The 22,481-nt window shown below is 44.1% G+C and carries 13 protein-coding genes and 1 riboswitch; of the genes, 4 read left to right on the top strand and 9 right to left on the bottom strand.

Going from position 1 to position 22,481, the window contains the following annotated elements:
- Positions 1-322: 322 nt before the first annotated feature.
- Positions 323-2,332 (bottom strand): TonB-dependent receptor, encoded by a 2,010-nt coding sequence (locus tag ACJMM4_RS05740; protein WP_405380477.1) that lies wholly within the window; start codon positions 2,330-2,332, stop codon positions 323-325.
- Between the two features lie 164 nt (positions 2,333-2,496).
- A riboswitch (cobalamin riboswitch) is annotated at positions 2,497-2,665 on the bottom strand.
- 190 nt (positions 2,666-2,855) lie between these two features.
- Positions 2,856-4,724 carry a heavy metal translocating P-type ATPase gene (locus ACJMM4_RS05735; protein ID WP_405383519.1) on the bottom strand — a complete coding sequence of 623 codons (1,869 nt, stop codon included), beginning with the start codon at positions 4,722-4,724 and terminating at the stop codon, positions 2,856-2,858.
- A 163-nt stretch (positions 4,725-4,887) separates the two neighbouring features.
- On the opposite strand from ACJMM4_RS05735, the gene ACJMM4_RS05730 reads away from it, so the two are divergent.
- Entirely contained in the window at positions 4,888-5,451 is a 564-nt protein-coding gene (locus ACJMM4_RS05730) for a TetR/AcrR family transcriptional regulator (protein WP_405380481.1), read from the top strand.
- Between the two features lie 60 nt (positions 5,452-5,511).
- Here ACJMM4_RS05730 and ACJMM4_RS05725 read toward each other — a convergent pair whose 3' ends face one another.
- Positions 5,512-6,477 (bottom strand): ABC transporter substrate-binding protein, encoded by a 966-nt coding sequence (locus ACJMM4_RS05725; RefSeq protein WP_405380483.1) that lies wholly within the window; start codon positions 6,475-6,477, stop codon positions 5,512-5,514.
- A gap of 121 nt (positions 6,478-6,598) precedes the next feature.
- Positions 6,599-8,527, bottom strand: a complete 1,929-nt coding sequence (locus ACJMM4_RS05720) for a TonB-dependent receptor plug domain-containing protein (protein WP_405383517.1) — start codon at positions 8,525-8,527, stop codon at positions 6,599-6,601.
- Between the two features lie 277 nt (positions 8,528-8,804).
- Between ACJMM4_RS05720 and ACJMM4_RS05715 the strand changes: the two genes are divergently transcribed.
- A complete protein-coding gene (locus tag ACJMM4_RS05715; RefSeq protein WP_405380487.1) occupies positions 8,805-9,131 on the top strand; it encodes a DUF805 domain-containing protein in 327 nt (108 codons plus the stop codon).
- A gap of 65 nt (positions 9,132-9,196) precedes the next feature.
- Here ACJMM4_RS05715 and ACJMM4_RS05710 read toward each other — a convergent pair whose 3' ends face one another.
- Positions 9,197-10,141 carry a nitronate monooxygenase gene (locus ACJMM4_RS05710; RefSeq protein ID WP_405380489.1) on the bottom strand — a complete coding sequence of 315 codons (945 nt, stop codon included), beginning with the start codon at positions 10,139-10,141 and terminating at the stop codon, positions 9,197-9,199.
- 305 nt (positions 10,142-10,446) lie between these two features.
- Between ACJMM4_RS05710 and ilvD the strand changes: the two genes are divergently transcribed.
- Positions 10,447-12,123, top strand: a complete 1,677-nt coding sequence (ilvD, locus tag ACJMM4_RS05705) for a dihydroxy-acid dehydratase (RefSeq protein ID WP_405380491.1) — start codon at positions 10,447-10,449, stop codon at positions 12,121-12,123.
- Between the two features lie 132 nt (positions 12,124-12,255).
- On the opposite strand, the gene ACJMM4_RS05700 is transcribed toward ilvD, so the two are convergent.
- Positions 12,256-14,484 (bottom strand): autotransporter outer membrane beta-barrel domain-containing protein, encoded by a 2,229-nt coding sequence (locus ACJMM4_RS05700; RefSeq protein WP_405380493.1) that lies wholly within the window; start codon positions 14,482-14,484, stop codon positions 12,256-12,258.
- A gap of 664 nt (positions 14,485-15,148) precedes the next feature.
- Between ACJMM4_RS05700 and ACJMM4_RS05695 the strand changes: the two genes are divergently transcribed.
- Entirely contained in the window at positions 15,149-16,000 is an 852-nt protein-coding gene (locus ACJMM4_RS05695; protein WP_405383515.1) for a hypothetical protein, read from the top strand.
- A gap of 95 nt (positions 16,001-16,095) precedes the next feature.
- Here ACJMM4_RS05695 and ACJMM4_RS05690 read toward each other — a convergent pair whose 3' ends face one another.
- From ACJMM4_RS05690 to ACJMM4_RS05680, 3 genes are read right to left on the bottom strand one after another with little or no spacing between them, the layout of a single operon-like run.
- Positions 16,096-19,854 (bottom strand): PolC-type DNA polymerase III, encoded by a 3,759-nt coding sequence (locus ACJMM4_RS05690; RefSeq protein ID WP_405383513.1) that lies wholly within the window; start codon positions 19,852-19,854, stop codon positions 16,096-16,098.
- 39 nt (positions 19,855-19,893) lie between these two features.
- A complete protein-coding gene (locus ACJMM4_RS05685) occupies positions 19,894-20,622 on the bottom strand; it encodes an MgtC/SapB family protein (protein ID WP_405383511.1) in 729 nt (242 codons plus the stop codon).
- Between the two features lie 19 nt (positions 20,623-20,641).
- Positions 20,642-22,351: a proline--tRNA ligase gene (locus ACJMM4_RS05680; RefSeq protein WP_405381411.1), complete on the bottom strand. Its 1,710-nt coding sequence runs from the start codon at positions 22,349-22,351 to the stop codon at positions 20,642-20,644.
- Positions 22,352-22,481 lie beyond the last annotated feature (130 nt).

The following is a 22,481-nucleotide window of genomic DNA, read 5'->3' as shown; positions in this document are numbered from 1 at the left end:
TACTACTGAAATTCGCTGTCTTTATCGCTTGTGGATACAGAAGAAACGATACGCAGACTGCTTATTAAAACAGGAATCTATTCGTACAGCTGCAGGACCGTCCACAAAGCGTTTTCTAACCTTTTATGCCTATAGCATCTATATTACAGTGTTTTCATTATAGCACACCCCTGTAAAATTTCCAATACCAAAAGCATAAATTTTAACTTCTAATTAGAAGTTATTACTATTATTGTACACATATTATAATATAGTTTAAATAGAATTTAATATCATATTCATGTTTTACACTTATAAGATTTGAACTTTTCTACTTTGTAAATCAGAAGCTGTATTCATAGCCAAGCATAAAGTTGCGACCGACGGACAAATAAGCAAGATGCTCGTCGCTGGGAGAGGTATTAGTAGTAAAATCATCACGATCAAAGATATTATTTACATGCAGGAATACCTTGTGGTTTTTTTCCGGAGCATAAGAGAAATGCACATCAGTATACAGTGCAGGCTTAACCTTTTTGCCAGCATAAGCATCCACATCATCATCAAGTCGTTTACCAAGGTAGTTAAAGACTGCAGAAGCCCCAAATTTTTCTTCGTGATAATCTACAGAACCAGTTAATTGCAATCTATTGCCATAATCTTCAAAATGACCTGCATCGGTACGCTTTTCAGGATTAGAGTAAGAAACTCCCCAAGAGCTGCTAACTAAATCACTATGCTGGATATCGCAGGACAATTCCACACCTACACTTTTAGTATCAACGTTAGTATATTCCAAATTACCTTCAGCAGCAGAAGTACCCGCCACTTTAGTAATGGTGTCTTCAATATCATACTTATACAAAGCTAAACGCCACGCTCTATTGTTTTCGTTTAACTTGTAGCCTAATTCATAATGCGTGCCTTTTTCAGGATAAAGCTCCATTTGCGGACGAATATTGCCACTACCATAAATACGGGTCAAATCGGGCAGGCGGAAGGATTTACCAAATTTAGCGTATACGGAGCTATCTTCCGTCAATTTTTTGATATATTGTACCTCCGGCGTAAATTGATTCATGTCCTTTTGTTCAGAATCAAAGTTAAAGGTTTGGTAATCAGCGTTGCAATTTTTTGCCCAAGTCTCGCGAGCATTAAAAATAAGATTATCTTTATCCGTAAGCGCCCAATCATAAGATGCATATACAGAATATATATCGCGATCATAAGTTGCACGACCTTTAACGGATTCAGTAGTGCCTATTTTGTCGCCAAGAATATCCATATTTTCATTCTTATAAGTAGCACCCACCAAAAGCTTGTTAGTGCCCATATTAAAGCTCTTTTGCAGATCAAGATTGGTGTTGTGTCCCTTGCGCCAACTATAAGGTGTTTGCCTTGTCAGAGCCCCTTTTGCACTATAGCTATCTTTATCATATTGCTTTTCTTGGGTGCCATAGGATAAATGAGCCTTAAATCCTTGCTTATCGTCCAGATTCAATGCGAAGTTATTGTCCGTATCAATATAAGTATTGCGTTGATACAGTCCATTTTTGTATTTGCCTTCGGGATTAATCTGAGAAACGACGTTTTCATTCTCTGAATATTGATGAGTAAAAGTCAGCTTATCATTAATATCATAGTGCCAGCGAATACCTTTACGATCACCGCTGTCATAGCGATAGTATTTTTTTGTCTTTTTCCCTGCCATACCGGAAAGAGCTGTAGTAGATGTGCGATTTATAGTGCCGCGATTTTCATAATAAGCAGTTGCGCCGAAATTTTTGTCACCAACTACTAAGCTATAGTTTTCTCTCCCCAAATTACCTGCAGAAATCTTTACTTTATTAATAGGTCCGCGTTTAGTAATAATGTTGATAACACCGCCACTAGCTTCACTACCGTAGAGAACGGAACCACCACTGCGAACAATCTCAATCTTTTCAATCATTTCCGCAGGAATGTCTTCCAAATTGTATTTGCCATCTTGGTTAAGAGGCATACCATCTACCAAAACCAAAGTGCCGCGTTCAACACCACGAATCGTAGCTTCACTGGTCATGGAGCCATAGGATACACCATTAGGACCTTGGCTAGTCACACTAACGCCTAAAGATTGACGCAATACTTCAAAAGCACTTGCACCACCAATGCGTTCAACTTGTTCCCTAGTAATAACATCGACTGCCGCAGGTGTATCCAAGTCGCGTTTCTCCATTCTGGATGCAGTTACAACCATGGGATCGAGGGTAAATTCTCCCACTGTCTCTGCTGCCCAAACGCATTGACTGCCCAACACAGAACCTGTCATCATTGCTGCTAACAATGCACCTTTAAACATTACTTTTTGCATAACATCCACTCCTATTCTTTGCTAACACCGCACCCCGTTTTACAGCGCTCTTATTTGCAAACAAAAAAGCCTTTCACCGTCAACAAAACAGCGAAAGGCTCAAAAACAGGTACACTTCTCCTAAAAGTACTGATACCTATTTCCGCCCTTACCGTCTCGCGCAGCAGTAGCTTCTATCCCTGGGCAGGTCTTCTGACTTAAGATCATCGCTCCTCCGCGCCTTCCCAGCTTGCGCCAGTGGCATACCGCAGACTCACTCCCTATTACAGCGACGGGATCGTGCAGGAATCGCACCTGCTTCCAACATAAATTACCCAAGAACCCGATTTTAAATTACTCCTACAGTATACTACCAAGCGCACTATATTGCAAGAACTATTCTTAATAAGATTTTACATTTTTTCCATATTCAATTCTAGTATATATGCTATCTATATTATTTCACAAAACAAAAAGGTCTTCTTCCTCTGCATAAATGCGGAAGTAGAAGACCTTTAGAGCATTATTGTCATTATATTTAGTTTCAGATTAGCTTACGGTCATAAAGCATCGCAGCAATCAAAATAACAACAAAAGAGCCCAAATTGTGCACCAAAGCACCGGTAGTAGGATTCAGCAAATGCATAACAGACATCATCACCGCCACAAAGTTTATTACCAAACTCAAAGCAATGCTAAACTTGATAGTTGCTACAGTTGCTTGGGCAAGGCGTTTTAAATACGCTACTTTGCTAATATCATCGTCCATCAGAGCGATATCCGCTGCTTCTACCGCAATATCGCTACCCATGCAGCCCATAGCAACGCCTACTGCTGCAGTTTTCAAAGCAGGCGCATCATTAACGCCATCACCCAGCATACATACCTTGCGACCGTCTTTTTGCAAAGCTTCTACAGCTTTTACTTTGTCCTGGGGCAGCAGTTCCGCAAGAACATTGTTAATTCCCACTTGCTCCGCCAGATATAGGGCAGCCTGAGCGTTATCACCTGTCAACAGTACCGCTTCCGTACCCATGGATGCTAGTTTGGCAATGGTAGCCGTAGCTTGCGGACGCACTACATCGGACAAAGCGATAACGCCAACTGCATTACCGTCCGTGCCTACAACCAGCGTAGCTTTGCCTTCACCACGCAGACTCGCAAGTTTTTGCGCCAATGTAGGAGGCAGTGCAACGCCGTGCTCGCGCAAGTAATGCTCATTGCCGCAAATAATATTTTTACCATCCAGCGTAGCCATGACGCCACGTCCTGCCGTCATTTGGAAATCTTCACCTTCCTGCACCTGCACGCCTTGCTCCTTGGCGTAAGCGACAACCGCCTTACCCAAAGGATGTTCGCTTTTAACTTCCACTGCCGCAACTGCTGCCAGCAGTTCCTCCTGCGTTACTGCAGATTCTAGCGCTACAACATCGCTGACTGCTAGCTTGCCTTGGGTCAAAGTACCTGTCTTATCAAAAGCAACCACATCTACACTCTGCATTTTTTCCAAGGCTTCGCCTGATTTGATAATCACACCATGCTTGGTTGCTTGGCCTATGGCAGCCATAATCGCTGTAGGCGTAGCCAAAACCAAAGCGCAAGGACAGAACACAACCAGAACGGTTACAGCCACAACTATATCTTGCTGATACCAGCCTGCAAGCAGCGCCACTGCCAAGGCTGCAGGAACCAGCCAGCTAGCTGCTTTATCAGCTATTCTTTGCATGGGAGCCTGTTGTACTTCTGCCTGTTGTACTAAACGGATTAAACGCTGCAGGGAAGAATCCTCGCCTACTTTGGTCGCTACCATATCAATTGCGCCAAAACAGTTAATCGTACCGCAGTATACTGTGTCGCCCTCGCTCTTGTCCACAGGCAGTGATTCACCGGTCATAACCGCTTGATTGACAGTAGTTTCACCTGTGCGGATAATGCCGTCCACAGGGATAGTTTCACCGGGTTGCACGCGCAAAAGATCACCTTTGACGATAGCACTGGCAGCTATTATTTCTTCTCTTCCGTTAACCAAACGACGCCCTTGCACGGGAGCAAGGCTCATCAGCTTATGCAAACCTCTTTGCGCGCGTTCCGTAGTCTTATCTTCCAAAATCTCGCCAATTGCCATAATAAAAGCGACTTCGCCTGCAGCGAAAAGGTCGCCAATGGCGATGGAAGCTATCATAGCGATAGTAATAAGCAATGCGGAGGAAATACGGCTGATGCCTTGGTTATAGAAGAGCTTACGTATTGCGCTGTACACAATAGGCGTACCGCTGAGTAATACTGTCACCCACGCAAGGTCTACAGGTGTCGCCATCCCCTGCTCGCTAAGCATATAGCTTGCCACAAGGCAGATGCCGCCCACTGCTGTAGCAGGTATGCTCTCAAATTTTTCTAATAGTTCCTCTAACATTACACGTCCCTCCTTGACAAATAATCTTTATTCCGTATACTTAGTATTATAAAGAACAGCTTGTTCTATAACTAATTATAAAGACTTTATAGCAAAGCACAATAAGCAAATTTCGCTAGCTGTACTTTACGGAACAAAGCATGAAATTTGTACGGGAGGATTTATGGATAGACGTCAATTAAAAACAAGAACCGCTATTTTTACAGCGTTTATTACCCTGTTAGCACAAAAAGGCTATGACAAAATTACGGTACAAGACATTATCGACGCAGCCAACATTGGGCGCACTACCTTTTACGCTCATTTTGAAACTAAAGACGAATTACTAAAAGCGCTATGTCAGGAACTGTTCCAGCATCTGCTTCACAGTGGGCTTGACTGTACCGGCAACCATTGGTTTTTCTCCGATTGTAAAGCTTCTGAATCAATTTTCTGCCATTTGCTCCAGCATCTGCAGCGCAATGATAACAATATTCTGCAGCTGCTTTCCTGCACCAATAACGATATCTTCCTGCGCTACTTTAAAGACAGTCTTAACGAAGTAATCGAAAAGCAGTTTGTGGAACGTACTGTGCGCCGCAAGCACAATGTTCCTGAAGATTTCTTAATCAATCATATTTCCGGCAGCTTTGTGGAAATGGTACTGTGGTGGATTAAAAGCGGCAGGCGCCAAACTCCGGAAGAACTGGACACCTACTTCCGCTCTGTAATCGAACCAATTTTATAAAACTAGCGAACAAAAATATGGCAGTTGCTAGATTTTTCGTCTAGTAACTGCCATTTCTTTTTATTTAAATAGTTCGGGGTAAGCAGCCTGTGCCATCTCTTCTGCTGCCTTGACTGTGTACTGGGAGGTACACAACAAGTAATTATCGTGAAGCATGACAACTTTACCGGTTTTGATGGCTTTGATGTTCTTATACAAAGGATTGTTCAAGATTTTTTGGCGGAACTTCTCAGGATCGCCTTCCTTGCTATAGTCCCAGCTAGGAGTGATAATCATATCAGGATCCAACTCTAACATTTTTTCCTCGGACAATGTGCTTTGGGGAGGAACGTCCACCCCATCCAAAGCATTACGGACACCGCTATAGTAGCACACATCATTAAAGGTTCCCTTCATACCCATAGGACCCATAAAGCTCATACCCAGCACTTTAAGGCGCTTGTTTTCCGGCACATTTGCTACAACCTTGTTGCGGATTGCGTCCAAGCGTTCCTGCATACCGTTGGTCATGGCCTTGCCACGCTCAGGCTCCCCTACAGCGCTGCCTATACTTTCCATAAAGCTGTAAATGCCCTGCAGACTATCGGGAGTACTGCAAATGTACACCTTGAGTCCTGCGTTGCGCATGGCGTTTACAGGTGTCATGGAGTAGTCCGGAATAACCACTAAATCCGGTTGCATTGCCAAAATGCCTTCTATATTAGTGGTGTTGACACGCCCTTTAACAACTTTTGCTTTAGCTGCTGCGTTACAAAGGTTGGCGTCGTCCGCCATTGCGCTTAAAGCAGCGATACGTTTGGAGTCTACTAAATCCAAAAGGATTTCGTCAACAGAAACGTTCAAGCTGACTATGCGCTGGGGCTTTTCGTAAAACTTTAGCTCCGTACCCGTAGCATCCGTTACAGTGTACAGCACTTGCCCGCTGTTTTTGGGCTGCATTTGGGGCACAGGGCTTTTGCAACCGCTTGCTGCAAATAAGAACAGGAGGCAAAAAGCGACCTGCATAATTTTCATTACCAACTTCATCTTTCTGCCTCCTGTATGTGTTTTTATTTTTGTTTTAGTCTAAGACTTATAGTTTTAATCTTGGACTTAGTTCTTTAGGCGTTACTGAAATCAGCTCTACCTATTATACTACATTACCGGCTTAGAAGCTATACTCTGCACCAACAATGAAGCGACGGGATTGTGCAGGGTAATCATAGGTGCCTAAATAATTTACACCACCACGTTCTGCATAAGCTCTGTTGAACAAGTTATAACCCTTAGCATACAATGTCCACGCAGTAGTTGCTTTATAGTTAACTGCCATATCTACAGTTACATAACTATTATCAACAAAGGAAGTTTTATCAGCTCCAGTTCCAGCACGCATGGTCACATCAGCATTCCATTTTTCATCATGATAACGAACACCTAATCTATAGATATTAGGAATGTAATTAGTTTCTCTAACAAAACCAGAATTGTTATAGCTATTGCGAACACGAACATAGGTATAAGAAGCATTTAAATCCCAATTGTCATCAATTTCGTGATTTACGCTTAACTCAACGCCACGTTTTTTCTGTTCTGATACATTTCTAACAGTATAATCACCTTTATCGTTGTACCAATCAATAGCATCATCAATATCACTTTGGAAGTAGCTGATGTTTACGTCAGTTTTGTCTGCAATTTTAGTACCATAACCAATAGTCCAAGTATCACCAGTTTCTGCTTCCAAATCTTTGCTAGACACTCCATTACCAGCATAATAAACATCTTCTGTAGTAGGAGCTCTAAATACTTGTCCCCAGTTTACATAAGCGTGACTGTTTTCATCAAATTTCTTGTTCAATCCAGCACTTAATGTAGTTTCACCACCTGCTTCACTGTGATGATCATAACGTGCACCGGTATTCAAAGACCAGGAAGGAGCAAACTCCCAAATATCACTAACAAATACAGCAACATTATCTACATTGTCCTCATACGGAGCCATCCCATAAGTGCCGCTATTCTTTGCTTTCGTGTGTCTATAGGAAGAACCGACAACAATGCTATTATTGTCACTCAAAGTAACTTTTTGTTGAACATCCATGCCAATGGTTTTTTCGTTCAAGTTACTTGGTACATCACTCAAACAATAGTCATCACTTTCAAATTCATTATGATAAATTTGGAAGTAGCCATCATCAGTATCATTCACGGTCCATGCATACTTAGCATGGAATCTATCTGATTTTAGATTCATATTATGAACATATCCCGGAGTATTGGACATGAAAGCATAACTTGTACCATCGGTTTTAGAATGTTGGAAACCAACCTCCAAATTTTTAGTGTCGGTAATATCTTGTCTTACTGTTAATGCTACATTCTCATTTTCATATTTAGAGCTACCAGGCCATCTATTTGTAGATTTAGTAACAACATCTTTGTATTTATAGTAGCCCTGCTTCTCTTTAGAAGCAGCAACATCTACTCCTGTTTTACCTTCTTTAAAGGAGTAAATTGCTTTCATATCACGATATTGACCAGAACCAAAGCCCATGCCAATTTTACCAAAACTACGATCTGCCTTTTTAGTGATAATATTAATTACGCCACCAACTGCATCAGAACCATATAAAGCACCACCATGTCCTTTAACTACTTCGATGCGTTCAATTAAACTTACATCAGGTAAAAAACGCATATCAAAGCCAGAGTTGCCATTGGTAGTACCCATATCTAAATTCATGCGACGACCATCAACCATTACAAGCACACGATCATCACCATTTAAAATAACAGATTTTACAGTGGCACCTGAACCATTATCAATTACCTGCGCGCCCGGTACATCTTTCAGCACTTCAGACACATCTTGATAACGTCCGCTTTCAATTTTTTCCGCATCAATAACAGTTACATTGGCAGGGGTATCCACTTTAGCAGTTTGGGTACGGCTTGCAGTAACAACATATTCATCCATAGCAAATTCCATGGAATCTGCAACTTCTTCTGCTTGTGCAGCCATGCTGAAACCGGTGGTAGCACCCACTAATAAAGACAGCAGCACTGCGTTACGCAGCATTTCACTCTTCTTCATATACACAACCTCATTTCCTATACAGCTATTTAATGCACTGCTCTAGCAACTGAGCATGCACTGATAATAACCATATATTAGCATATATTCTCAATAATTACAAGAAAAAAGCAACACCAATTTTAAATTTTTATCATTTAGTGAAATTTTATTTTATAAGGAATATTTACTACTAATAAACACTTCAGGAAAGAATCAGCTAGCAGGATAAATACTGACTTGTGTAGAATTATGCCTTATACAATTTGTTCCTGCAAAAATTAGGAGGTATTTTATTATGACACTTTTTGGTTACGAAGTCTTGAGCTTTGACGGTCGCATGAACCGCCAGCCCTACATCTTGGTTCCAATCGTTCTCAACTTCATCAGCGCCCTTATCATCATGGTAGTAGGTGAAGTTGGCACTATGGCGTCCATCGTTAACGCAGTATTTCTGCTCATTGGCCTGTCCTTCCATGTTCGCCGTTTGCACGACCTAGACAAAAGCGGTATGTGGGCAGCACTGCTCTTTATTCCCTTGGTAAACTTTGTCTTCTGTCTCTACTTAATCTTCTGCAAAGGCACTGACGGCCCCAATACCTACGGTCCCGACCCGTTGCAATAACAAACAAAAAGAAAACGCACGTAAATGCCTGCTGTAAGACATCTACGTGCGTTATTATTTATCTTTTAGAACTCTATCTTCTTCACTCTCTCGATAGCTTCCTTAGCTTCTGCCATCAAGCGTTCCATAACCTCTTGGCAAGGCAGGATATCATTAAGCACATTCAGCGCTTGGCCAACCATAACAGTGCCGTTCACGGTATCGCCTTCCACGATACCACGACGATTGGTACCTGTGCCCATAGCCATCAGCTCGGAGTTAGGCGCACCCGCAACTTCCTTGGCAGTGTAAGCGTCAGTAAAAGCGTTAGCCAGGCAGCGCACGCCCAAATTACGGCTGTAACCGGTAGCAACACTATCCGTATCCGTAGCTTTAACAATAGCAGCCTTCGCATCAGGATGTGCAGGACATTCCGTAGTAAGGATAAAACGGCTGCCCATTTGCACGCCATCCGCACCCATGAGCAAAGCAGCAGCAATAGCGCGACCGTCGCTGATACCACCGGCAACCAGTACAGGCACATTCTTTACATTGGGCAGAACATTCTCCATTAAAGACATAGTAGTCTGTTTGCCGATATGACCGCCTGCTTCCATACCTTCAATAACCATGGCATCTGCGCCTGCAGCTTCAATACGTTTCGCCAGCTTTACATTGGGCACAACAGGAATAACCTTAATCCCTGCTGCATGGAATTTAGCAATATGAGGTACAGGATTGCCTGCACCCAAAGTTACAAAAGCAACCTTTTCTTCACACAGCATATCGATAATCTCGTCAATATTGGGAGCCATCAGCATAACGTTAACGCCAAAAGGTTTATCAGTCAAAGATTTTGCCTTGCGTACTTCGTCACGAGTCCACTCCACAGTACGGCCGCCGCTGCCGATAATGCCTGCACCGCCTGCGTTGGAAACAGCTGCTGCCAAAACTGCGTCACTGGTCCACGCCATGCCGCCTTGGATAACAGGATACTTAATGCCTAAAAGTTCGGTAAATCTGGTTTTCATTTATACTACCTCCTACGGTAAATTCCCCAGCCTTGGTTAGCTTGCGAAAACAAAGACCGCGGTTATCTTTCATCTATAATTATACAGCATCCCAAGCACATCTCCTAGTGAATTCTTTGGAAACTTTCTAGCTGTAAAGTTTGTTACTAAAGAAAGCAATTATCCCGGCATTTTTAGTAAAATTTACATTCTCCTGTGTAAAAAGTTGACTTTTGAACACAAAAAATGTAAAATTTTATGAGTAACCTTTTTAGGTTCCAATTTTATATATGTTTATATTTTATAAAGGGAAAGAGGTATACACTATGCGCAGTATCGAAGTTAAAAAGGGTTCTACCCGCGCAGCTCATCGCTCCTTGTTCTATGCGATGGGTTATACTGAAGAAGAATTACAAAAACCGTTAATTGGCATCTGCTGTGCCGCCAACGAAATCATCCCCGGCCACATGCACCTGGACACCATTGCTCAAGCTGCTAAATATGGCGTATTGGAAGCAGGCGGTACTCCCATCGAGTTCCCCGCAATCGGCATTTGCGACGGCATCGCTATGGGCCATGACGGTATGAAATATCCTCTGGCTAGCCGCGAACTGGTTGCCGACAGCATCGAAGCTGTTGCTAACGGCCACGCTTTCGACGGCTTGGTTTTGATTCCTAACTGCGACAAGATTGTTCCCGGCATGCTCATGGCAGCTGCTCGTCTGAACATCCCTGCTGTAGTTGTTAGCGGTGGTCCTATGCTCCCCGGCCGTCTCCATGGCAAGGATATCAGCGTATCCACCGTATTCGAAGCTGCAGGCCGTTTTGAATCCGGTCAAATCGATGCTTGCCAACTGAGCGAAATCGAACATTGCGCTTGCCCCGGCTGCGGCAGCTGCTCCGGCCTGTTCACTGCTAATACCATGAACTGCCTGACTGAAGTATTGGGCATGGGTCTGCCCGGCAACGGCACCATCCCCGCTGCCTACAACGGCAAACGTATTGCTTTAGCTAAACACGCCGGCATGGCAGTTATGAAACTGGTTGCTGAAAACAAATGCCCTCGCGACATTATGACTATGGAAGCATTCAAAAATGCTATCACTGTAGATATGGCTATCGGCGGTTCTTCCAACACCGCACTGCATCTGCCTGCAATTGCTCACGAAGCAGGTTTGGAACTGCCCTTGGAACTGTTTGACGAAATCTCCAAACACACTCCCTATCTGACCAAACTGAGCCCCGGCGGCACCCACCACATTATCGATTTGAACGAAGCAGGCGGCATCCCCGCAGTTATGCACGAACTGGATCGTCTGAACATCATCAACAAAGACTGCATCACTGTTAGCGGCAAAACTGTTGGTGAAATCATCGATGGCGCTGAAATCCAACGTCCTGACGTTATTCACAGCATTGAGAACCCCTACAACAAGACTGGCGGTATCGCTGTTCTGAAGGGCAACATCGCTCCCGAATGCTCCGTTGTTAAAGAGTCCGCAGTAGATCCTTCCATGAAGGTATTCAGCGGTCCTGCTAAAGTTTACAACAGCGAAGATGAAGCAATCGCTGCTATCTGCGCTAAAGAAGTTCAATCCGGTGACGTTGTAGTTATCCGCTACGAAGGTCCTAAAGGCGGCCCCGGCATGCGCGAAATGCTCAACCCCACTTCCGTATTGGCAGGCATGGGCCATGATAAAGACGTTGCCCTGCTCACCGACGGTCGTTTCTCCGGTGCTACCCGCGGTGCCTGCATCGGCCACATTTCTCCAGAAGCACGCGAAGGCGGTAACATCGCTCTGATTGAAAATGGCGATATTATCGAAATCGATATTCCGGCACGTACCCTGAACGTTAAGCTCAGCGATGAAGAACTGGCGGAACGCCGTGCTAAATGGGTTTGCCCTGAACCGAAAGTTAAATCCGGTTACCTGGCACGCTACGCAGCTCTCGTTTCTTCCGCTGCTACCGGTGCTGTACTGAAAGTTCCCGGCCAAAACTAAAAACTACTAACTAAAGTTCAACGCCCCCGTCAATGACGGGGGCTTTTTTACGTGCGCAAAAAAGCGAGGTGAGCATTAACTCACCCCGCTAGTACTCTGATAGCTGGGAACTATCAGAAAGGCTGGACTACATTAGAAGCTGTAACGTACGCCCAAATTCCATTGCCATTTGGTGTCTACGTCGCCACCGAAGGTCTTCTCTACGTCTGCATATACGTAAGTTGCTTTACTCAAGTTGATGTTGGTACCAACGCCAACTTCGAACCAACCGCCACCGAGATCGTCTTCAACGGTCTTGGTAATCTTGCCGTCGCTGAAGCTCATGGATGCTTCACCGTCGAAGTCATACAGGTAGGAAGCTTTTGCGTATACATTGCCTGCAGCCACATCTTTGCCCAGCAATACGCCTACGCGGCCAACGAAGCTATCAAAGCTGTCTTGAGCTGCTTTGCCTGCTGCGGTAGTGTAGGAAGCACTGCCAACATGACCATAGGTCAACTCTGCTTGAGGTTCTACCCAGAAGCCATTGTCTTGAGTAAAGCGTTTGCCGTATTCTGCACTCAGGCTGTAGGCATCAGCATCATAATCGCCACTGCCGATGCCACCATTTACAGTATAGTCATTGTCCAGATTGGTATACTTAGCAACGATATCGATATAGCTACCATTTTCGTTCAGTTTTGTACCATAGAAAGCGATACCTTTTTGTTCGATGTCTGCACTGCCTTTCGCAAAGCTTGCGGAGCCATCTTTATAGGTAATGGCTGCGCCGACAGTCCAGTCATCAGCAACTTTTTGGTCATAGCCTACGCTGTAGGTATTATCCTGCATATTGGCTGCACCATATTCGCTTTCCCTACGGGTCATACGAGCCCAAGTACCTTGCTCGCCGTTAGCATTACGCAATTCGCCCATACGTTTCATAAGAGTGTCGTTGTCTGCGCGCCATGCGCCCAAGCCCAAAGCTGCCATGTCCGCAATACCTGCGTTAGTGGTGTTTTCCTTAGAAACTACTTTTGCAACGGTACCAAGATAGTAGTCAGCTGTAGCCCCAGCATTATCAAGGACAACATTAGTGGTATTGTTATCATAGCCAACTTCTACAACAGTCTCCCCTTCAACGATTCCTTCTGCTCTGATGATAGTTGCTTTAACATCAACATCAGCATCTTTTCTGCCAATATGTTCTGCAATTTTTTCAAGGTCGGATTCGGTGTCCATAGCAAGCCTTAAAGTACCCTCGCCTTTATCCATCAAAAACTTGCCGCTGTTAGTGAATGTAACAGTAGCATCACCATTAAATTCACCTGCAATAATACTTTCAGAAGATTTTTGATTAATCACAGCGTTAGTACCGGTAAGTTTGCTAACATGACTTGCACCGCTGTTATTCCAAAATGCGCTATCAGAGAAGGCAACAGGAGCATCTATACCGGCAATGATTTTACCATTCAAATGAGAATCACTACCTACCAAATTCAGACCCTCAAGAGTACCTGTTGCTTCTACGTCACCGTTAATTTGCATTGTAGATGCTCCGGCTAATTTGATAACAGAACCACTATCAACCTTTAGGGCATTTGCATCGTAGGTATTGCTGCTTAATTTCATCAAATTGGTAGCTTCTAAGGCAATAGTACCCTTATCAGCATAAACTACACCATTTACTGTTAAATTTTTGGAAGTAATACCAATTTTTCCATCCTCTGCAGAAGTCCCACTGGTTTTCATAGCAGTTTCGTTTTTAGAAGTGATTGTTACATCCGCATTGCTAGCATCAATAGTTAAATTGCCAGTCCCGACACGCAAACTATGCTCATCACTATTAATTGTTAAAGACTCTTTAACAGTTAAGTTTAAATCACCAGCCAATCCATCACTAGGATTACTAGTCATAACGAGGATGCCTCTTGTTTGTGATTGCAAATTAACATTGTTTGCTACTATTGTCGCTTTACCGTTGTCAATGTGGATTGCATTATCTTTTGATTTAACATCTAAATTTTTTACATTTATGCTTGAATTAGATACGAAAGCAATACCATATGATTCAGCAACAACATTTAAATCAGCATTAGGCTTAATTATATTAATAGTCTCGTTGTCTGCTCCATGACGTCCCCAAATGCCTACACCAGGAGCTTTCACCCTAGTTGTATCGGTATTAGTTATATCAATTTTCTCTACATCGTCTCCCTTAATAGCTTCATTAAATCTGGCATAATTACCTAAAGCAGAATAGTCTGCATCAAGAAAAACACCTTCATTAAAAGAAACTTCCTTTGCCATTGCGCTCCCGGTAATCGCAAACGCCATTAAAGCTCCCAATGCCAAACTGCGTTTCAACATTTTCCTTTTCATAGATCATCCCAACCTTTCATAAAATTAAGAGTTGCGTATATGTTTTACTATAACAGCAAGCTATAACATTCACATATACTGATGCTACTAAAAGCATTGCAAATTTATCTAAATTTTACAACACTTCTTGCGTTTATTATAGCACTTCTGTACCCCCACGCAAGACATTCAGTTTAAATTAAGATTATTGTCAGCGAGTCTTGCGAAACCGTAAAGATTGAAACATATTTATAAAATTTTCCTTCCATTTTTCGTACACATCAATAATAAACTCCAGAAATTGGTAAGAAGCCTAAACACACCCCTTGTTATGTAAACATCCAAAGCTAAACGTCCTTTGCATCTAGCTTTTCTCGTTGTAAATATTTTCCCATCCTCTTCCCTTATTTGTGCTATAATAAAAGTGATAAGCGAATAGCTTCGCTCATCCGGCAATCTTTTTAAAAAATTGCTATACATCTAAATAGTAGGAGCCAGCGCTAGCTACATTTTAGCTAGCAGCTGGGTGGTTCATCCGCAGGCATGCGATGATTAAAGCTTTGTCTTGAACGCCACTGTAGTAGTAACTTTATCCACCTTTATCGGATGGTTCTATTGCATACCTACGCTTAGATAAGTAGCAGTCAATAGTATCATCCAAATCCCAAAGAAAGGACTGATATTATTGGCAAAGAAACAAAAAGAAGAAAAGATCCATTGGCATCCTCCATTCTGCAGTGCTACAGAGCTAGAGTTTAGAGAGGATGCAGATATTTTGGAATTCAATCCAGAATATAAGCTTAGCAAAGAACCGCTTAGTATCGACTTGTGTATCATCAAAAAATTGGACGGCAGAGTGCTTCGCAATGAGATTGGAAAAATATTTCGCAAGTACAACATTTGGGAATACAAAAGTCCCGGCGACAACTTGACCATAGATGATTTTTACAAAGTTCTCTCCTATGCCGGACTCTATAAAAGCATCGGTCGCAAAACTAATGAAATCCCAGCTACTGAAATTACCGTTTCGTTAGTACAAGAAGCTTTTCCACGAGAACTTTTCAAACGACTTAAAGAAGAGAACGCTATTATTGGCGAGAGTGCTCCGGGAATCTTCCAAATTAGAGGTTCATATCCATTCCCCATTCAAATTATAGTTTCTAAAAACTTGCGACCATCAGAGCACAGTCCATTGAGAATTCTTTCTAAAAACGTAGATAAAGAAGACGTCAAGTTGTTGCTTAACTCGATTTTTAAGCTCACCAATAAAAGAGAAAAATATAATTTTGAAGTTTTGGTAAACATTTGTAGTAGCGCAAATCCCATACAATTTAATGAATTATGCAAGGAGGATGAGAATATGGCAGGTATATTAGAAATTGCAAAAAATCAAGGCAAAGCGGAAGCCAACATTTCCACCGCTACGGATATGATTAAAGATGGTCTGCCTGCGAGCATGATTATCAAATACAGCAAGCTGTCTTTGGAAAAACTACAAGAACTGGCAAAAAGTCTGAACACAACCCTTGTTATGTAAGAACTTACAGCAAAAATCCCCCGTCAAATCAATGACGGGGGATTTTTTACATGCGGAAGAAAGCTTGACAAAAGCTTTCTCCCCTATTAACTTTTTTAGAACAACGAAGTCTGGCTGGACTCAGGTAAATCGCCGAGGACACCAATCTCTGCCAGTTTTTCAATAACAGCGCGACTGATGCCCGCCCGCTGCTTGAGATCCTCTTGGGAAATAAAGGGATGTTCCTTATCCCGGACTGCAGCAATAGCCTTCGCCGCGCTTTCACCCACACCGCCCAAAGAAGCCAAAGGCGGCAGCAAGCCACCCTCCACTACCTTGAACTTGATCGGGTCGGATTCGTATAAATCCATCTTGCTAAAGATTAAGCCACGTTCCATCATCTCATTGGCAAGCTCCAAATAGGTAGCCGTGGATTTTTCCTGCACCGTAGCACGAAAACCTTGGGCATACACATTTTTAAGATAATTCTTTACGTAAGGCAAACCTTTAACTACGTTGGCATAGTCAAAATCCTTAGCGCGTACTGTGAAGTAGGCAGCGTAGAATTCCCGTGGATAATGCACTTTACAATAAGCAATACGATATGCCATCAATACATAGGCCACCGCATGAGCTTTAGGGAACAGGTACTGCACCTTTTCACAGGACTGCATATACCACTCAGGCAGATTAGCAGCCTTCATCGCCTCACGCATTTGGGGCTCCAAGCCTTTCTTAGCAGCTTTACCCTTACGCACGTGCTCCATAGTTTTAAACGCCAAACTAGGCTCCACGCCTTTACTAATCAGGTAAGTCATAATATCGTCACGGGTAGAGATAGTCTCCGCAACAGGCTTGCCTTCTTTAATCAAATCTTGGGCGTTATTCAACCACACGTCAGTACCATGGGAATAACCGGAAACACGGACAACCTCGCTAAACTTCTTGGGCTGTACATCCTTAATCATCTGGCGTACAAAGGTCGTACCACATTCCGGAATGCCAAAGGTGCCTACGTCGCTATAAATTTGCTCAGGAGTTACGCCTAAGGAAGAAGTATTTTGGAAAATCCGCATGGTCTCTTCATCGCCTACAGGAATTTCCTTAGGATTGAAATTAGGATCCTCGTTTTCCTGCATATATTTTTCCAGCATCTTCAAAACCATGGGATCATCGTGACCAAGAATATCCAGCTTAACAAGACGGTCGTTAATGCTGTGATAATCGTAGTGGGTAGTGATGGTGTCCGCCGTTTTGTCGTCGGCAGGACGGTTCATAGGCGTAATGTAATGGATATCCATATTACGCGGCACAACCATGATACCGCCTGGATGCTGGCCTGTGGTACGTTTAATCCCCGCAAAGCCTTCTACCAGCGCTGCAATGCGCGCAGGATGGGCGTGCTGATTCTTTTCCTCGTAATACTTGCGAATATAGCCAATAGCAGTTTTATTAGCAATGGTAGCAATGGTACCTGCACGGCACACATTGTCCCTACCGAACAATTCTTCCGTATACTTGTGCGCCACGGATTGGTCGGACATAGCGGAAGGATCATCAGGGTCGATACCACCGGAGAAGTTCAAGTCGATATCAGGAACCTTATCGCCTTTAAAGCCCAGGAAAACGGCAAAAGGTATTTCGTGTCCGTCGCGAATCATCGGCGTACCGCATTTAGGACAATCTTTCGGCGGCAAATCGAAACCGCTATCCACTTCATTCTTCAGGAAGAACTCGCTGTGCTTGCATTTGGGACAGCGATAATGGGGCGGTAAAGCGTTAACTTCCGTAATCTCCAGCATGGTCGCTACGAAGGACGAACCAACGCTGCCACGGGAGCCAACTAAGTAGCCTCTATCCAAGGAGTGCTTAACCAATTTGTGTGCGATGTAGTACAGTACGGAGAAACCGTTGCCGATAATGGAGTCCAATTCCATCTTCAAACGTTCTTCTACTACTTCCGGCAAAGTTTCGCCATACCACTCGTGGGCTTTGGTATAAGACAGGTTGCGTACAGCATCCTCCGCACCGGGGATGGTAGGAGAATATAATTGGTCGCGGTCAGGCACAGGCTTAAAGCGCTCCACCATATCCGCAATCTTATTGGTATTGGTAACAACTACTTCGTAGGCTGCTTCTTCTCCCAGATAGGCGAACTCTTCCAACATTTCTTCCGTAGTATGGAGGTATAAGGGTGGCTGCAGATCTGCATCCTTGTAGTTCTGCCCTGCCTGCAGGATAGCCCGCAGCAGTGCATCCTCCGGGTTGAGGAAATGGACGTCGCAGGTAGCTACTACCAATTTCCCCATACGCTTGCCTAATTCGTAAATCTTACGGTTATGCTCCTGTAAATCTGCCAAAGTGCAGATGTTCTCCCGCACTAAAAACATATTATTACCCGTAGGCTGGATTTCCAAATAATCGTAGAAGCTAGCGATTTCTTCCAATTCCGCATCGCTGGCGCCACCGCGTACAGCCTGATACAGTTCACCCGCTTCGCAGGCAGAACCGATGATCAAGCCTTCACGATATTCTTTGATAACCTCCCTAGGCAGTAAAGGGCGCTTGTTGAGGTAACGCAGATGGCTGATGGTGACAAGCTTGTATAGATTACGCAGACCAGCTTCATTTTTAGCCAAAAGGATAATATGGTTGCTACGAATTTTCGCAGCACGAGTCTTTTTAATGGTATCGCCGGACTCCTGCTCCACGTCCGCGCCTTTCTGTTGGCGGTCACTGATTAAATAGCCTTCCATGCCAAAGATAAGCTTAATATCGCTTTTTTCTTCTTCGGCAGCATCGAAACAGAAGGGGAACGCCTGCACTACGCCGTGGTCCGTAATGGCCAAAGCCTTGTGTCCCCAGCGTATGGCCTGCTTAACCAACTCTTTCATGGGAGTTAGACCGTCCATCTTGCTCATCTTAGTATGGCAGTGGAGCTCTACACGCTTTTCAGGCGCATTATCCATGCGTTTTTCCTGGTCATCCAGCTTCATGATGCCCGTAGGCGTCATGGTCATTTCGTCGAAAGCAAAACGGTCGGGAGCAACATTGCCTTGGATACGTAGGCGCATGCCCAATTTCAACTTCTTTTTAAAGGCTCTGCACTCATCGGCAGCCTTGGTTTCCGATGCCTTGTCATCTTGGAAACGCATCTTAACAAAAATACCGTTGGTATCATCGCTAATATTAAAGGTCAGGATTACGCTGCCTGTCTTGGTTTCGCGCTCAATAAAAGGCTGCAGTTCGCTGTCTTTATCAAGACTTTTGACGTAAGTACCCTCGATAATTACCCTGTTTTCTTCTTCCAACAATGTTTCAATGGGACGAATTTTACTACCCTTAATATTTTTGCCCCACAAAAGTCCATTGTCCTTCTTTTGGCCATAAAGAGCATTATATGCTTCCATGTAGGCAGCATCATAGGCAGGCTCGCTTGCCATCTCCGGTGGCGGATAGTCACAAGGGCCCAACGGGCCTTCTAAATCGTCAATTGTGGGTTCCTCCGGCGGCAGGGGCGGCTCAGGAGGCAAAGGTGTACCATCGCATTCCGTAATCTCCACCTTGGGCCCTGCTTCCGGCAGTTGGCAGGAAAAACCGTCACCGTCGCAGACCATGTCCACATGCGCCAAAGCAAATGCTTCCGCCAGTCTGGCAGCCATAGTTTCCAAAATACCGGGGGTCAAGTGAGCAGCGCAAGTAAAGTGTACCTCCCAATTGCAGGCAGATTCGTCCACGCAGATTTGGGAAATATGCAGCAAACGCAACTGCATCAGTTCCCCAGGAGTAAACTGCTGACCGGATAAAAAAGTATAAAGTTTTTCTTCGTCAGGTATGATACAGTATTTAGTAGTCATAATTTCTCTTATAGACATCTTCTCCCCCTTATCGCTACGCAACAGGGGGAGATGTTGTTAATATTTATTGTTTTCTACGGACAAAATGCCCTCGATGCCCTGTAAGCCACGGATAATATCCGCGCTTTCAGGAGCAGTCTTACTAATCTTTAGATATAGGTCAATAATCAGGTTGTTCTTTTCCTTATCCTTTTTTACGTTTAAGGAGCGCACCTGCACGCCGTTAAGGGAAAGATAGCCTGTAATATCTGTAATGGCACCGGTACGGTTGCTGGTGGTAATTCGCACAAAACGGCGGTCACTGCGACTGCTGGCAGCAAAGCGTTTTTCCCAAGTGTGGAAAGTAACCAAGGTAATCATGGTGATAATGGTAGCCACCGTACTCAAGAAGAACATACCGCTACCCACTGCCAAACCAATAGCGGAAACCATCCACAAGCTTGCTGCCGTGGTCAAGCCACGGATGGTCAAGCCTTCATGGAGAATGGTACCTGCGCCTAAAAAGCCGATACCGCTAACTACTTGGGCAGCAATGCGGGCGGAATCGCGACGAGCGCCCATGTCCCCCTCCGCAATGGCGGTAGCAGGAGCAACATCATCAAAGCCGTACATGGAAACCAGCATGAACAGGGCAGAACCCACGCATACCAAAATATGGGTGCGGAAACCGGCAGGGCGGTCACCGCTACCTCTTTCTATACCAACTATACCGCCGAGAATGGCGGCAACAACCAGCCGGACAACCATCATTACTTCTTGGTTATGCAAAAAAGCAAGATTATCCAACTTTATTTACCTCAAATTCTTATAAACTCTTCAGCATTTCTTTAATGGTGCCTACATAATCGCTATCCAAAGGCAGCATGTGTACTTCGCCATTGCGACGTACTTTAACTTCCAATTCACCGGTAGTCAAAGTCTTAGGACCAACAACTACACGCAGAGGATAGCCAATCAAATCAGCATCTTTAAATTTAACGCCGGGGCGTTCTTTACGGTCGTCGATAACGACTTCCACGCCTGCGTTTTGCAATTCTTTGTAGATTGCTTCAGCCTTGGCATTGGATTCTTCGTCTTTTACGTTTACAGGTACAACCAAAACTTCGTAGGGAGCAATAGCAGCAGGCCAAATCATGCCGTCCTTATCGTTGTTTTGTTCAACGGATGCAGCCATAGTACGACCAACGCCGATACCGTAGCAACCCATAACCATAGGTTGTTCCTTGCCGTTTTCGTCCAAGAAGGTAGCTTTCATGGCTTTGCTGTATTTGGTGAACAGCTTGAATACTTGGCCAACTTCAATACCACGTGCTTTCTTTACAGGAGCGCCGCAGTGCGGGCAGGGATCGCCTTCAGCCATCAGGCGGATATCTGCTACATAGGTAGGAGTAAAGTCACGGCCGGGGTTAACATTGATGAAGTGGTAGCCTTCTTCGTTAGCACCGCAGCAGATGTTGTGCATCTTCATTACGCTTTGGTCAACAACAATGATAACTTTCTTGGGATCCAAGCCTACAGGACCCATATAGCCGCCGAAAGTACCTGCCATTGCCAGCAGTTCCGGTTCAGCCATTTCTACTTCGGTAACACCAACAGTGTTTACTACTTTAATTTCGTTTACTTCGTGGTCACCGCGAACAAAGCACAGGATCAAGCCTTTTTCGCTTTGGAAAGCAACAGCCTTCATGGATTTTTCTACAGGAGCGTTCAGGAACTTGCAAACATCTTCAATAGTCTTGCAGTTGGGTGTCAGCACCTTTTCCATGGGCAGTTCTGCTTCTTCTGTTGCTTCGATGGTATGCAGTTCTGCTTTTTCTACGTCTGCTGCATAATCACATTCGGGGCAGTATACGATTTCTGCTTCACCACTTTCAGCCAGAACCATGAATTCATGGCTGCCGTTGCCGCCGATAGCACCGCTATCTGCTTCTACAGGGCGGAAGGTCAGACCGCAACGGTTGAAGATATTGGTATATGCATCGTACATTTCTTGATAAGATACATCCAAACCTGCTTCATCACGGTCGAAAGAATAAGCATCTTTCATGATGAAGTCACGGCTGCGCATGAGGCCGAAACGAGGACGGCGTTCATCGCGGAATTTATCTTGGATTTGGTACAAGTTCAAGGGCAGTTGGCGATAGGAACGCACGTCGCTCTTAACAACAGTAGTTACCATTTCTTCGTGAGTGGGGCCAAGGCAGTATTCATGACCATGACGGTCCTTCAAACGAATCATTTCAGCGCCATAAGCACCCCAACGACCGCTTTCTTCCCAAATTTCTGCAGGCTGCATAATGGGCATCATAATTTCTTGTGCGCCCTTCTTATCCATTTCATCACGAATAATATTTTCAATCTTTTTGATTACGCGCCAAGCCAAAGGCAGATAGGTGTACATGCCGTTGGTGGATTTACGCATGAAACCGGCGCGCAGCAACAGTTGATGGCTAGGAATCTCTGCCTCGGACGGAACCTCACGCAGGGTGGGTGCATACATTTTAGAAACTCTCATTAATGGGATACCTTCTTTCAAGTAAAATTTTATACTGTAACAATGTGCACAAAGAAAATTATTTTCTGCAGTATTATACCACAAATTCGGCTTTTCTACTAGACCCCCAGCCACGTATATTGTTGTGATT

The sequence above is a fragment of the Phascolarctobacterium sp. genome (assembly GCF_045124115.1).
GTDB lineage: Bacteria > Bacillota > Negativicutes > Acidaminococcales > Acidaminococcaceae > Phascolarctobacterium_A.
The sequence above is the reverse complement of the archived record's forward strand: the minus strand, read 5'-3'. Positions and strand labels throughout refer to the sequence as shown.

Excerpts from the sequence above, each read along its gene's own strand:
- ACJMM4_RS05740 (WP_405380477.1), bottom strand. The coding sequence starts at position 2,332 with ATGCAAAAAGTAATGTTTAAAGGTGCATTGTTAGCAGCAATGATGACA.
- ACJMM4_RS05735 (WP_405383519.1), bottom strand. The coding sequence starts at position 4,724 with ATGTTAGAGGAACTATTAGAAAAATTTGAGAGCATACCTGCTACAGCA.
- ACJMM4_RS05730 (WP_405380481.1), top strand. The coding sequence starts at position 4,888 with ATGGATAGACGTCAATTAAAAACAAGAACCGCTATTTTTACAGCGTTT.
- ACJMM4_RS05725 (WP_405380483.1), bottom strand. The coding sequence starts at position 6,477 with ATGAAGTTGGTAATGAAAATTATGCAGGTCGCTTTTTGCCTCCTGTTC.
- ACJMM4_RS05720 (WP_405383517.1), bottom strand. The coding sequence starts at position 8,527 with ATGAAGAAGAGTGAAATGCTGCGTAACGCAGTGCTGCTGTCTTTATTA.
- ACJMM4_RS05715 (WP_405380487.1), top strand. The coding sequence starts at position 8,805 with ATGACACTTTTTGGTTACGAAGTCTTGAGCTTTGACGGTCGCATGAAC.
- ACJMM4_RS05710 (WP_405380489.1), bottom strand. The coding sequence starts at position 10,141 with ATGAAAACCAGATTTACCGAACTTTTAGGCATTAAGTATCCTGTTATC.
- ilvD (WP_405380491.1), top strand. The coding sequence starts at position 10,447 with ATGCGCAGTATCGAAGTTAAAAAGGGTTCTACCCGCGCAGCTCATCGC.
- ACJMM4_RS05700 (WP_405380493.1), bottom strand. The coding sequence starts at position 14,484 with ATGAAAAGGAAAATGTTGAAACGCAGTTTGGCATTGGGAGCTTTAATG.
- ACJMM4_RS05690 (WP_405383513.1), bottom strand. The coding sequence starts at position 19,854 with ATGTCTATAAGAGAAATTATGACTACTAAATACTGTATCATACCTGAC.
- ACJMM4_RS05680 (WP_405381411.1), bottom strand. The coding sequence starts at position 22,351 with ATGAGAGTTTCTAAAATGTATGCACCCACCCTGCGTGAGGTTCCGTCC.